10 protein-coding genes are annotated in these 10,025 nt (G+C 41.5%); 4 read left to right on the forward strand and 6 right to left on the reverse strand.

The window, feature by feature from the left end:
• The first annotated feature begins 286 nt into the window (after window positions 1-286).
• On the forward strand, window positions 287-1,426 hold the full coding sequence (locus tag QZ735_RS14950) for an acyl-CoA dehydrogenase (RefSeq protein WP_294249916.1): 1,140 nt from the start codon (window positions 287-289) through the stop codon (window positions 1,424-1,426).
• Between the two features lie 268 nt (window positions 1,427-1,694).
• Here the strand turns inward: QZ735_RS14950 and QZ735_RS14955 are convergent, their stop codons facing one another.
• From QZ735_RS14955 to QZ735_RS14965, 3 genes are all read right to left on the reverse strand, one after another.
• Window positions 1,695-2,606: a DUF4349 domain-containing protein gene (locus QZ735_RS14955; protein ID WP_294249918.1), complete on the reverse strand. Its 912-nt coding sequence runs from the start codon at window positions 2,604-2,606 to the stop codon at window positions 1,695-1,697.
• Between the two features lie 467 nt (window positions 2,607-3,073).
• A complete protein-coding gene (locus QZ735_RS14960; protein WP_294249920.1) occupies window positions 3,074-4,669 on the reverse strand; it encodes a peptide chain release factor 3 in 1,596 nt (531 codons plus the stop codon).
• A gap of 307 nt (window positions 4,670-4,976) precedes the next feature.
• Complete coding sequence (locus QZ735_RS14965; RefSeq protein WP_294249922.1) at window positions 4,977-6,176, reverse strand: MFS transporter; 1,200 nt, start codon at window positions 6,174-6,176, stop codon at window positions 4,977-4,979.
• Window positions 6,177-6,343: 167 nt separating this feature from the next.
• Between QZ735_RS14965 and QZ735_RS14970 the strand changes: the two genes are divergently transcribed.
• Together QZ735_RS14970 and rdgB are read left to right on the forward strand one after the other, a co-directional pair.
• Window positions 6,344-7,162: a type II CAAX endopeptidase family protein gene (locus tag QZ735_RS14970; RefSeq protein WP_294249924.1), complete on the forward strand. Its 819-nt coding sequence runs from the start codon at window positions 6,344-6,346 to the stop codon at window positions 7,160-7,162.
• Window positions 7,163-7,293: 131 nt separating this feature from the next.
• Entirely contained in the window at window positions 7,294-7,869 is a 576-nt protein-coding gene (rdgB, locus tag QZ735_RS14975) for an RdgB/HAM1 family non-canonical purine NTP pyrophosphatase (protein ID WP_294249926.1), read from the forward strand.
• A gap of 67 nt (window positions 7,870-7,936) precedes the next feature.
• Here the strand turns inward: rdgB and QZ735_RS14980 are convergent, their stop codons facing one another.
• Genes QZ735_RS14980 through QZ735_RS14990 form a run of 3 tightly spaced genes read right to left on the reverse strand, consistent with a single transcriptional unit; the run spans window position 7,937 to window position 9,455 of the window.
• Window positions 7,937-8,395 carry a hypothetical protein gene (locus tag QZ735_RS14980; protein WP_294249928.1) on the reverse strand — a complete coding sequence of 153 codons (459 nt, stop codon included), beginning with the start codon at window positions 8,393-8,395 and terminating at the stop codon, window positions 7,937-7,939.
• Window positions 8,388-9,179, reverse strand: coding sequence for a hypothetical protein (locus tag QZ735_RS14985; RefSeq protein WP_294249930.1), 792 nt, complete (start codon window positions 9,177-9,179; stop codon window positions 8,388-8,390). The genes QZ735_RS14980 and QZ735_RS14985 overlap by 8 nt, the downstream gene beginning before the upstream one ends.
• 54 nt (window positions 9,180-9,233) lie before the next feature.
• On the reverse strand, window positions 9,234-9,455 hold the full coding sequence (locus QZ735_RS14990) for a hypothetical protein (protein WP_294249932.1): 222 nt from the start codon (window positions 9,453-9,455) through the stop codon (window positions 9,234-9,236).
• 203 nt (window positions 9,456-9,658) lie between these two features.
• Here QZ735_RS14990 and QZ735_RS14995 point away from each other — a divergent pair, with 203 nt between their 5' ends.
• Window positions 9,659-9,976 carry a helix-turn-helix domain-containing protein gene (locus tag QZ735_RS14995; RefSeq protein WP_294249934.1) on the forward strand — a complete coding sequence of 106 codons (318 nt, stop codon included), beginning with the start codon at window positions 9,659-9,661 and terminating at the stop codon, window positions 9,974-9,976.
• The last annotated feature ends 49 nt before the right edge of the window (window positions 9,977-10,025 follow it).

Here is a 10,025-nt window from a genome sequence, read left to right on the forward strand (position 1 = left end):
ATAGTCATGATCGTTCTGCTTAATCGTTAAGTGATTTTAAATATAAGCATTTTTTTCAATTATAAAAGTGGCGGGTTAAAAATTGGCAGGGAATACCGGAAACTACCTAATATTTGAGTTTAAAAATTAATGATTTCGATATTTTTTGTCGAAATAATGATCAATCCTGCAATATGTGAGGAATGCCGGACCTGCTGATTATCAGATTTTAAAGCCCAAATCGCAATTCTATTTTCAGATTTGACCAAAAAGTGTAAATTAGCGACCATCTAATTATGTAATTTTTATGGACTTTAATTTATCAGAAGAACAGCTGATGATTCAGCAGGCAGCAAGGGATTTTGCACAAAATGAACTATTACCTGGAGTAATCGAGAGGGACCGCGACCAGAAATTTCCCGCTGAACAGGTGAAAAAAATGGGAGAAATGGGACTTCTGGGGATGATGGTGGATCCGCAGTACGGCGGAGCAGGGATGGACAGTGTTTCTTATGTCCTGGCTATGGAGGAGATTGCAAAAGTAGACGCTTCTGCCGCTGTGGTAATGTCCGTAAACAATTCACTGGTATGTGCCGGACTGGAAAAATTCGCTTCCGAAGAGCAGAAAGTGAAATACCTCACCCCGCTGGCCAGCGGCCAGGTCATCGGTGCTTTTGCCCTGTCTGAACCTGAAGCCGGTTCGGATGCCACTTCCCAGAAAACCACTGCTGAAGATAAAGGGGATTATTACCTGCTGAACGGAATCAAAAACTGGATCACCAATGGCGGCACGGCAACCTATTATATCGTTATTGCCCAGACGGATCCTGAGAAAAAGCATAAAGGAATCAATGCCTTCATCGTTGAAAGAGGATGGGAGGGCTTTGAGATCGGGCTGAAAGAAGACAAACTGGGAATCAGGGGAAGCGATACGCATTCATTGATCTTTAATAATGTAAAAGTACCGAAGGAGAACAGGATCGGGGAAGACGGTTTCGGATTCAATTTTGCGATGGCTGTATTAAACGGCGGGAGAATCGGGATTGCTTCCCAGGCATTGGGAATTGCTTCCGGAGCCTATGAACTGGCCCTGAAATACGCAAAAACCAGAAAAGCATTCAGAACGGAAATCATCAACCACCAGGCCATCGCTTTCAAACTGGCGGATATGGCTACCCAGATTACCGCAGCAAGAATGCTTTGCTATAAAGCTGCTGTAGAGAAAGATGCCGGAAAAGACATCTCCGAAAGCGGGGCTATGGCCAAGCTCTATGCTTCCCAGGTGGCCATGGATACCACCATTGAAGCGGTACAGATCCACGGAGGATACGGATACGTAAAAGAATATCATGTGGAAAGAATGATGCGTGATGCCAAAATTACCCAGATCTATGAAGGAACTTCCGAGATCCAGAAGATCGTTATCTCAAGAAGCATTGCAAAGTAATTGCTTGATTATACAGAAATAGCAAAAGGCTCTCAGATCTGAGAGCCTTTTTACTTCACACGAACCACAAAATATTAATAATATATCTTTTCTTTATTCTTTTCTATCAGTTGGATGAAATTTTACAGGTGAGGTTAAACCCACTTTGGTCATTTCTTTCATCTGACAAATCAAATGTAGAAATAATAACTTTTCAGAAAACGGAATTCCGATTAAAATATTATTAAAATCATCCTGTAGGAAACAAATTATTTTTCAGGACATGCGATCAGTGCCCTGCTGATTTTCCTTTTTTCTTTTGGTAGAAGTAATAGCCGGCACCGGCAATGAGGAACACCGGCCAAAGGGGAAGAAGAAAAAGAAAGACTGAGGTAATCACATTCCAGCCCGATGAAACTGCCGCCAGAGATTTTTCACCGAATGTTTCAGGTGCGCTGCCTGCCGGAGAACCACCTTCTTTCCCGTACAGGGTAACATCAATCTCGCACAGGCTGTTTTCCACGACCTGCTGTCCGGTAACATCAATGCTTTTGTTTTCAACATCCCCCAGATTATAGCTCAGGTCGTTCATCAGGTAGTCAAATTTCCGGAGCGGCACCTTTATTTTCAGATAAGCGGTTTTCCGGCCGTCATTGCCTGTGGAAATGTTTTCGCTTCTGATATGTCCGTCATATTTGGATACTTCATCTTTTACGGTCTCTTTCACCGTTTCGGCATCATTCACAGAAAGTTCCAGCGTACCGGTTTTTATCAGCTGGTTTTTAGGAGCCTTTGTCTCAAAATTTTCTTTCCCGGATTTTTCTTTGTACACTACTCTGGTTTCCCTGATCACTTTCGGAGCCGGAACATTAACCACAATTTTCCCATCTTTTTCAGCAGAATCCTTTTTGGCTGTTTTTGATTCGAGGCTCACATCCGAAATCTTATCGGATAGGGAATCAATGGTTTTGGCGGTGCTTTCCATCCGGTCTTTTACGTCATTCTTTGTATTTTCAAAATCTTTGATCCTGATACTGGCGGAATCCAGTGCTGCACCTGCCTGATCCTGTATTTCGCCTGTTTTGTCCGAAGCTGCCGAATAGAGGCTGTCTGCAGCGGCTCCCGCAGATGACACCGTTTCTCCTTTCTTACACATGATGCACGTAGCGGCTATGGCTACCATTAAAATGAATTTTTTCATACGATTATTTTTTTCGATGAAGTAAAATTAAGATCCTGGCGGCTGTAAAAATTGTAAATGGAATGTATGAGTACAGTAAAACAGGATTGAACTGTAAATGAGAAACGTAAAATCATTTTACAAAAAGTTTTACAAATTATTTTCAGGTAAAAAGGAAATTTGTCCGGAGCCGATGTACGTACATTTGTCTTTTGTAAAATGGTGCCTCACCGGAAATGCAACGTCACAAAATTTTATGAAGAAGGCTGTATTTAATGACATGAAGAATTTGCCGCTGTCAGATTGTATTCCGGTACTGCTGACCTGTGAAATTATTATTTTTCGGATTCAGCGGTTGTTATTTGTACCGAGACAGAATTCTTGCGGCTTTTGCTATGTACCCGGAAATAATTTTTGCGCTCTCGTATGTACAACAACAAAAATCCGCAGAAAAATTTCCGCGGATCATATGATGCTGTAAATTTTAATTAAGCATTTCTGAATTCACTGATAAAGTGCAGCTTTACATTCGGGAATTTTTCCTGCGTCATGTGAATCGTGAAGGAAGAATCGGCTAAGAAAACCAGCTGGTTGTATTTATCCCTAGCCAGGAATCTCTGCTTCAATCTCGCAAACTCCTTGAATTCTTCAGACTTTTCGTCTGCTTCCACCCAGCAGGCTTTGTGCATCGAAAGCGGTTCATAGGTGCATTTTGCCCCGTACTCATGCTCCAGACGGTATTGGATGACTTCATACTGAAGCGCCCCGACCGTTCCGATGATCTTCCGGCCGTTCATTTCCAGGGTAAACAGCTGGGCGACCCCTTCATCCATCAGCTGATCAATCCCTTTGGCCAATTGTTTGGCTTTAAGAGGATCATTATTATTGATATATCTGAAATGCTCAGGAGAGAAACTCGGAATTCCTTTGAAGCTCAGTTTTTCACCACCGGTCAGGGTATCACCGATCCTGAAGCTTCCGGTGTCGTGAAGGCCTACGATATCTCCCGGGAAACTTTCGTCCACCACCTCTTTTTTATCGGCGAAGAACGCATTCGGTGAAGAAAATTTCATCTTTTTGCCTTCTCTTACCAACAGGTAATTTTCATTTCTTTTAAACGTTCCGGAAACAATTTTTACGAAAGCCAGCCGGTCCCTGTGTTTCGGATCCATATTCGCGTGGATTTTGAATACGAACCCGGTAAATGTACTCTCCTCAGGCTTTACCACACGGGTATCCCCCTCTTTCGGCTGCGGCATCGGCGCAATATCAATGAAGGCATCCAGCAATTCGCGCACCCCGAAATTATTCAGGGCAGAACCGAAGAAAACAGGCTGCAGATCGCCTTTCATATAATCTTCACGGTTGAATTCCGGATAGACAGACTGTACCAGATCCAGTTCTTCCCTGAGCGTATCGGCCGCTTTTTCACCGATTACCTCATCAATGGAAGGATCATTGATATCATCAAACCTGATCGCTTCCCCGACCTTCTGCTTTTTCTCCTCCAGAAACAACTGGATGTTGTTTTCCCAGATGTTATAGATTCCCTGGAAGTCGCTCCCCATCCCGATCGGAAGCGAAAGCGGACAAACCGTTAATCCCAGTTTCTGTTCTACTTCATCCAAAAGATCGAATGCATCCTTACCTTCACGGTCCAGCTTATTGATGAAAACCAGCATCGGGATATTCCGCATCCGGCATACCTGAACCAGCTTTTCCGTCTGTTCCTCAACCCCTTTCGCCACGTCAATGACCACGATTACGGAATCAACGGCCGTTAACGTCCGGTAGGTATCTTCCGCGAAATCCTTGTGACCCGGTGTATCCAGGATATTGATTTTGTGGTCCCTGTACTCAAAAGCCAGTACGGAAGTCGCTACCGAGATCCCTCTCTGCCTTTCGATTTCCATAAAGTCGGAGGTGGCTCCTTTTTTTATTTTGTTGGATTTTACCGCACCCGCTTCCTGGATCGCGCCTCCGAAAAGCAGCAGCTTCTCGGTAAGGGTTGTTTTCCCGGCATCAGGGTGGGAGATAATCCCAAAGGTTTTTCTTTTCTCTATTTCTTTGATTAAGTCTGACATATCGTATTTTGAAGTTGCAAAAATCGTGAATTTTGTCGAATCCTGAAAATCGATTCCCAACTTTCGTTTTTTTATTAAACGCGGGCTTCACAAATGGTTTCTACCTTCAATATCAATAGAAATGCGTTTTAGCCCATTTACCATAGGTCGGATCACGTGTGGCGGATTTAGCCTAAATGTAGGGTAGGTTTCGGCTAACGCCAATTTGGAATTACAATTTTCATGTCGGGCTAAAGCCTGATACTATTGATAAGATATAACGCTTTGAATTTCAATTCACCCATTCCATTTTTACAGCCGGCTCCCGTTAATGTATGTTTCGGATGTGCAGGTCTGATCTTCTCTTCAGCAGATAGGCCAATCCCAATCCGATAAACACCATCCCGGCACTGAAGGGAAAAATATAAATCATCCCGTAGATATCCGCCACCCCGCCGATCAGAGGACCGGCAACACCAAGCGAAAGATCGATGAACAGCCCGTATCCCGCCAGTGCAGATCCCTGGTTAGAAGCAGGGACGCTGCTGATCGCCACCACCCCCAGAGCCGGAAAGATCAATGAGAATCCCAAGCCTGTGATGCCGGCCCCTGCAAGAGCGATATCCGGACCTGTTCCGAAAGCAATGATCAGCAGACCGACGGTTTCTACCAGAAGACAGGCAATCGCGACTTTGATTCCGCCATAATTTTTTATGACATTGCTGAATACCAATCTGCCAATTACGAACAGTCCGCCAAAGACACTCAGGCACAAGGCACCGTTGTTCCAATGGAAATAATTATAATACAGTGTGATGAAAGTCGATATGCTGGCAAAACCGAGGCCGCCCAAAGCCAGGGATACTCCAAAAGGAGCGACTTTTCTCAGCACCTTCCAGAAAGACTGGACTTCCCGGGTATGGAGATTCGTTTTGTTTGCTTTCGTCCGTGCATAAAAAAATCCGGCAAATCCCATAATGATGGAAAGTATACCAATCCCGTACAGGCTGTAATCATGTTCGATGATGATGCCCAGAGAAGCTCCTATGGCGAGAGCTCCGTAAGAAGCCACGCCGTTATAGGAAATAATTTTGGCCGTATGTTCCTCACCCACCGCCATGATGGCCCAGTTGATCGGGCTTGCCCCGACGAGTCCTTCCGCACAGCCGGTAAATAAACGGGTGATGATCAGGAATATCAGGCTGAGATAAGGCGAAAATCTTAAGTAATAAGCCGCGATCAGGAAAATCCCGGTCAGGGAAAAACCGAGCATGCTGTACAGGACGGCCGGCTTCGGACCTTTGCTGTCAATCATCTTCCCCGAATAAGCCCGCAGGAAAAAGGTGGAAACATACTGCAGGCTGATGACCAGGCCGGCAACGACCAGGCTGAAGCCCAGGCTTTTATTGATGAAAACCGGAAGGACGGACAGCGATAACCCTATGATAAAATACCCTATGAAGGTAAAACATACATACGAAATCAGGGATAAGTTCACATTTTCCGGCCGCTTTACTGCTTTATCCATGATGAAAGATTAAGGTGCAAAGTTAGTTCATAAAAATCAGTCCGGAGAAAAAGCATAGGGTAAAAAATTAAAGTTGACCCCGTTTTACAGGCAATTCCTTTGCCGGAATCCTCTTTTCCCATAATTTGATTTATCTTTGTTTAAAATTAAAAAACCTCTGATTGCACATGGAAGATAGCTATCCGAAATATACCTTTACCTGGCTGGGCGGCCTGGTGCTCTTTGCAGGATTGTTTGCAGGCACCATGGTTACCTCTGTTTTCAATGTCTTCTGGATGTTTGTCTTTAAGGAAAACCTGCAGTACCGGGACTGGTTCTTCATGCTTGCCAATGCTTCAGGGTTTCTTGCGGCCATTGCCTTTTTTGATTTCTTTATCGTGAGACGGACGACCGGCAGGAAGCTTAATTTTAATTTTTCCCTCACCGACGTCTCTACCTGGCTGCTGATTTTCCCTATGATGGCCGGAATGATGTTCATTGCAGAATTCATCACTTCTCAGATTCCAACCACAGGCCCCTTTTTTGGAAAATACTACGAGTTTTTCACCCGGCTGATGGAAAATCTGACTGATGATCCGGCAGTCATGGTCATCACCGCGGTGATCTGCGCTCCCATATTCGAAGAAATCATCTTCCGCGGCATTATCCAGAAAGGTATGATCAATGCCGGTGTCCGCCCGTGGAAATCCATTGCCATAGCTTCCGTTATCTTTGGCCTGGTGCATGGCAATCCGTGGCAGTTTGTAGGGGCAGTGCTGTTAGGTGCTGTATTGGGAACGGTATATTACAAGACAAAATCCCTGTTGTTGCCCATGCTGCTTCACGGATTTAATAATTTATGTTCTACGCTTCTGATGACCTATACTCAAAAGGAAAGCTTTGCAGTAGCGTTCCATATTCCGGACTGGGCGGTTCTGGCTGCCGGAATGGTACTCTTCTCCCTGTCTTATTACCTATTTACAAAGAAATACGAAGCTGCGTGTTGATGAGCATGACTCCGGAACAATACCCCGGAATACGGCTTGCCTGTACAAAAACCGAAACCGGTATGGATGATGGAGGGCTTTCCTGCAGACAATAAAATGAAATAAAATCAATTTAAAAAAAGAAAACGGATATGGAATTACTGGTAGCAACCCACAACATACATAAGAAAGAAGAGATACAGCAGATTCTGGGTGATGGATTTATCGTGAAGAGCCTGACGGATTACGGCATCCATGAGGAGATCATCGAGGACGGCGATTCCTTCAATGCCAATGCCCTGATCAAAGCAAAATATTGTTTTGAAAAAATAGGTATCCCAAGCCTGGGGGACGACAGCGGCCTTGTTGTAGAGTCGCTGGACGGAAGACCTGGGATTTTTTCTGCAAGATATGCCGGTGACCATGATTTCGCCAAGAATATCACAAAGGTGCTGAGTGAAATGGAAGGCATTGAAAACCGGAAAGCCTATTTTATTACCGTCCTGTGTTACTACGATGAAAACGGAGCCCGATATTTCGACGGCCGTGTCCATGGCAACCTGTTGAGCGAAAACAAAGGACATCAGGGATTCGGCTATGATCCGGTTTTCGTTCCGGAGGGCCACGAGATAACGTTTGCCGAAATGGATCCTCAGGATAAAAACAAAATCAGCCACCGTAAGCAGGCACTGGATCTGTTCCTGGATTTCCTGGAAGGGAAGAAATAATCTTTTCAGAGAATTTTTTATGATTTGATTTCCTTTTGTACATAACGATTACTTACTGGATATCTTATTAAAAACGGTTGGAAACCATAACTAATCTGCTATCCTTATTAAAAGTAAGGATAGTAGGATATGTTACTGAAACTCCCAGCTTAAAATCTTTTATAAAATCATTGTTTTTGTCATTCAGTAAGATGACTCTTTGATCTAACGGCAGTTTATGGAAAAAAGATCGAGATTCTTTTATGCTCTTTTCAGAAGTAATAATAATATACGTCTTATGATAATCAAAATTTTTACTGATGGATTGGACGGTGCTTTCGCAACTGCCGCATGCAGTAGAAACATAGTCAATGATCGTTTCTTTATTTTTAGGAATCTGATGGCTGGAAAAGGGAATATTGCTTTTTATTTCTGTGTAGGTAAAAACAGGGATTTTTTCAGTATATCTTAAAAATGCATTATAACAGATAAAGCTTAATAAAAAGAAAACTACTGTAATAATGAAGGTATTGATATATTTAATCATTATTTTTTATTCTTATTTTTGACACCACATTTCTTAATTTTTTACTGAATATAAGATCACCTTTTTTATTGTTTCTCTGAATTCTGTAATGATCCATTATAAGATCTGCGTGTATTTCAGCTATAGTGATTGCATTGTTTTCAATTTGATAGAGTATAGTAGCCTCGTCTTTGACAAGATCATACATGGTTTCTGAATCTGTATTTTTAATCATATTATCGTATGTCTGGCTTACATTATAAGTAGGGGCAATAGAATTTTTATAAACGGCTTTAGGCAAAAGTGTCTTTTTGTCTAAAATAATCACTGCTTTCAGATTTGTACTTTTAGAATAACAGGTAATCTGTAGTACATCATCTATTTCTCTCATCTTATATTTATAATTTTTAAAGTAATTTAAATAATCAAAATCAGGAAAATGACAGAGATGATAAAGTGTATAATCTGGAAGATCAGGATTAAATTCGAAAATTTTCACATCTTTATAAAATGATTGACGCGTATTTTTATGGTATTTCTTTTTCTTCAGATCTCCGAATGTAAAATGAGAAGAGGTAAGGTCGGATACGGTTTCGTGATCTGCTGTAAGAGACAGTTCTGCCGTATAAACCTCTGAATCGATAAAATATTTTTTATATTGTTTTTTCGATTCTTTTATTGTTTTAATAATTTTTTCATTGGAAAAAGATTTTACAAACACAGTATCGATAAGCAGTTCTTTATCTTGGGCAACCGCTTTTGAAAAAAAGATGGAAAAAATAATAAGTAAGATATTCTTTAACATTTTTCATTTATTTATATATAAATTCTCTGCCCGTAGAGGGCAGAGAAATAATCCTTAAGGAAACCAGGTCCAGCCGCTGCCCTGTGTTGCTTCTCCGTTTGATAAATCACCATCCCCACAAGCTGCATTACAATGCTCTACAATTCCCAAGAATTTCCAGCAATGGCATTGTTGAGCCCTTCTGTCTGTTTCTTCAGCTTTTAAAAATTGTACTGACAGTAACAACACTCCAAACGATAAAAGAAGCGTTGTCTTTTTTTCAAGAATTTTTTTCATTTTTTGTATTCTTTTAGTGATCCTACTTTCAGATTTTAATGTCGCTGTTTCGGTTTTCCGACTACTATTTCTTTATAGTGTAACAAAGTTATTTATGAATCTCTACATATTCAATACAAAAACGTCTCTTTTTTCTAACAATTATTTACCAATTGGATATTGACACTGAAATAAATGTTATTTTTGTTGTAAAACCAAATACGATGAATCTCGGAAATACACTAAGGAAATTAAGAATTGATTCAGGTACAACACAGCAGGAAATATCTGATTATTTGAATATCGATCGCCGTACCTATGCTAAATGGGAAGAAGGGATTACAGAAATAAAGGGTACATACATTCCTAAAATAGCTTCTTTTTTCAATATAAACATTTCAGATCTGTATAACGAAAATAAACCTTCGGAAATAAGGAATGTCAATAAAGCTATTATTATTGTAACAGATGAAGCAACTGTAGAGAAAATCATGCATTTTCTTGATCAGAGTAATCAGGTGATATCCGGATTGAAACCTTGATGATTAACAGAAAAAATAAAATAGCAGGCTACCTGTCTTTTAATTATCT

It is taken from the genome of uncultured Chryseobacterium sp. (assembly GCF_913776365.1).
Lineage (GTDB): Bacteria > Bacteroidota > Bacteroidia > Flavobacteriales > Weeksellaceae > Chryseobacterium.

What these genes read in the sequence shown, in the direction of transcription:
- QZ735_RS14995 (WP_294249934.1), top strand. Translation starts at nt 9,659, where the DNA reads ATGAATCTCGGAAATACACTAAGGAAATTAAGAATTGATTCAGGTACA.
- QZ735_RS14990 (WP_294249932.1), bottom strand. Translation starts at nt 9,455, where the DNA reads ATGAAAAAAATTCTTGAAAAAAAGACAACGCTTCTTTTATCGTTTGGA.
- QZ735_RS14980 (WP_294249928.1), bottom strand. Translation starts at nt 8,395, where the DNA reads ATGATTAAATATATCAATACCTTCATTATTACAGTAGTTTTCTTTTTA.
- QZ735_RS14970 (WP_294249924.1), top strand. Translation starts at nt 6,344, where the DNA reads ATGGAAGATAGCTATCCGAAATATACCTTTACCTGGCTGGGCGGCCTG.
- QZ735_RS14965 (WP_294249922.1), bottom strand. Translation starts at nt 6,176, where the DNA reads ATGGATAAAGCAGTAAAGCGGCCGGAAAATGTGAACTTATCCCTGATT.
- QZ735_RS14985 (WP_294249930.1), bottom strand. Translation starts at nt 9,179, where the DNA reads ATGTTAAAGAATATCTTACTTATTATTTTTTCCATCTTTTTTTCAAAA.
- QZ735_RS14950 (WP_294249916.1), top strand. Translation starts at nt 287, where the DNA reads ATGGACTTTAATTTATCAGAAGAACAGCTGATGATTCAGCAGGCAGCA.
- rdgB (WP_294249926.1), top strand. Translation starts at nt 7,294, where the DNA reads ATGGAATTACTGGTAGCAACCCACAACATACATAAGAAAGAAGAGATA.
- QZ735_RS14960 (WP_294249920.1), bottom strand. Translation starts at nt 4,669, where the DNA reads ATGTCAGACTTAATCAAAGAAATAGAGAAAAGAAAAACCTTTGGGATT.
- QZ735_RS14955 (WP_294249918.1), bottom strand. Translation starts at nt 2,606, where the DNA reads ATGAAAAAATTCATTTTAATGGTAGCCATAGCCGCTACGTGCATCATG.